Origin of the sequence: Sanguibacter massiliensis (assembly GCF_900240335.1) — a bacterium.
GTDB classification, from domain to species: domain Bacteria; phylum Actinomycetota; class Actinomycetes; order Actinomycetales; family Cellulomonadaceae; genus Flavimobilis; species Flavimobilis massiliensis.
In genome coordinates this window covers 1-1,821 of the sequence record NZ_LT964993.1, presented here as the reverse complement: position 1 = coordinate 1,821, position 1,821 = coordinate 1, and the positions used below count along the sequence as shown (strand labels likewise).

Annotated in this window: 2 protein-coding genes; both read left to right on the top strand. The window is 65.6% G+C overall.

Going from position 1 to position 1,821, the window contains the following annotated elements:
- The first annotated feature begins 245 nt into the window (after positions 1 to 245).
- Complete coding sequence (locus C1729_RS14695) at positions 246 to 452, top strand: helix-turn-helix domain-containing protein (protein WP_165375534.1); 207 nt, start codon at positions 246 to 248, stop codon at positions 450 to 452.
- Positions 453 to 880: 428 nt separating this feature from the next.
- The gene (locus tag C1729_RS14690; protein ID WP_102510786.1) at positions 881 to 1,600 is read left to right on the top strand and encodes a hypothetical protein; all 720 of its coding nucleotides are present in this window, start codon (positions 881 to 883) and stop codon (positions 1,598 to 1,600) included.
- Positions 1,601 to 1,821: the final 221 nt, after the last annotated feature.

The following is a 1,821-nucleotide window of genomic DNA, read 5'->3' as shown; positions in this document are numbered from 1 at the left end:
CGACATCGGTCTCAGCACACGGACTCAGCCACATTGGTTTGTGAGAGCGCGCGCCGGACCACGGAACTCCCCCCGTACGGCGCCGTCGGCGCCGTAAGATGTGTATAGGACCCCACCTACACACCCCCCACCGTCGCCCGAGCCCCGTTCGTCGTCGCCTGCTCCAACCCCGACTGCGCACGCATCTTCAACGAAGACGAATGGGACCGCTTCAAAGCCCTCGCCCTCACCACCAGGAGAACCGCTTGATCGACCCCGACGGCATCGAATGGCTCCCCGTCACAGAAGCCGCCCGCATCCTCCGAGTCCGCCCCTCCACCATCTGGAACTGGACCTCACGAGGCACCGTCCGCCGCCACCGCATCGGACGCACCGCCTACATCCACATGCCCGACGCAGCCGCCGCCGAACACGCATGGCGCGCCAGAGTAGAAACCAGACGCCAAGGCTGATAGGTTTCAGCCCAAGGAGACGTGTCTCCACATCCAGGCCCGAGGCTCACAGAGTCCGGGCCTTCGTCGTCCCACCAGACGACCGGCGTCAACGCGGGCCGGGCAACCACGATGGATCATTGACCCGCGAAGGCCGCTTGGGGAGCACAACACCCGGTCATCTCCTCCCCGTAGCAGCGCGACCTGCGCCACCCACGGCAGCCCCCAGACTGCCAACGCTCGCCCCGACGTCCAACCGGGACGAACACGCGCGACCAGCAGGCCCCCAGGTGCAAGCCCTGGGCGCGCACGAGACCCCCACGTTCTAGGCCGTGGGGCGTCGCCAACCCCCTCGTCACGGCAAGAGCCGTCGACCAACACTCGCCGCCACGCGCGACCGACGCGAGCCACCGCGACGAGGGACCCAAGCCCACCGATACGCTGACACGATGACCGGCGAACCGTCCGCATTTCATCGTGCGATTGAGCTCAACGCCCAGTACGAGGCCATGTTCGGCGAGTGGCGCCGCCAGAACCGCAGCACGATCGCATCGATCGGCCGATTGGCCGCTCAAGCCCCGCAGCTCGCCACATCGGCGCAGCAACGCGAGGTGCTGGCGAGAATCGCAAGAGTCAACGCCGACCTGGCGAAGTCCATCGCGCAAACATCGAGCGTCAGACACTCCATCAAGGCGGCCACCGACCTCGTCTCGCAGTACGCCCGCGCACTGGCCGCGGCCTCCGCGACGAGCCGCTCATTGAGCGCCACCGACATCCTCTCAATGGGACCGGCACCCCAGGCAAGCGCAAGCATCAGCAGCATCCAGTCATTCGTCTCACGCCTCGCCCCCGACATGCGGCTGAGAGCCGAAGAGGTGTTGGCCGAGAGCCTCGAGGCGGCGTTCGCGGCAAGCCCAGAACACGACGCCACCGCAGAGGTCGAGACCGTACGAGCCAAGGCAAGCGCCGCTGACACGATTGCCGCGGGTGCCGGCGGAGCCTTTATCTATACCGCGGCGCTCAACGCCCTCAACGATCACCTCGCTAACGCCTACCCTGGCCAGCACGAGCTCCACGCCGCCGTCGTCGCGCTCCTCGCCATCCTCGCCTTCGTACTCTGGGCGCCCGATGCGAACGATCACGTGGGCGGCGCCCCGACCGCCGAATAGGCAGGCCCCCCACCCCCTCCCCCTTATACACATTTTCGAGCCCACCAGACCGTACTAGACCTCCCAAGCCCCCTACCCCTCCCAAAACCCGAATCTTCTCATCGGTGCCGCTGTGTCTCAGAGTTTGCACACTGTTTTCTCTGTCTCTTCTACCCATCTCCGTGCCCACGAGACCATAGAGTATCTCGTATTCCGTCTTCTGCTTGAAAACAAAAACCACA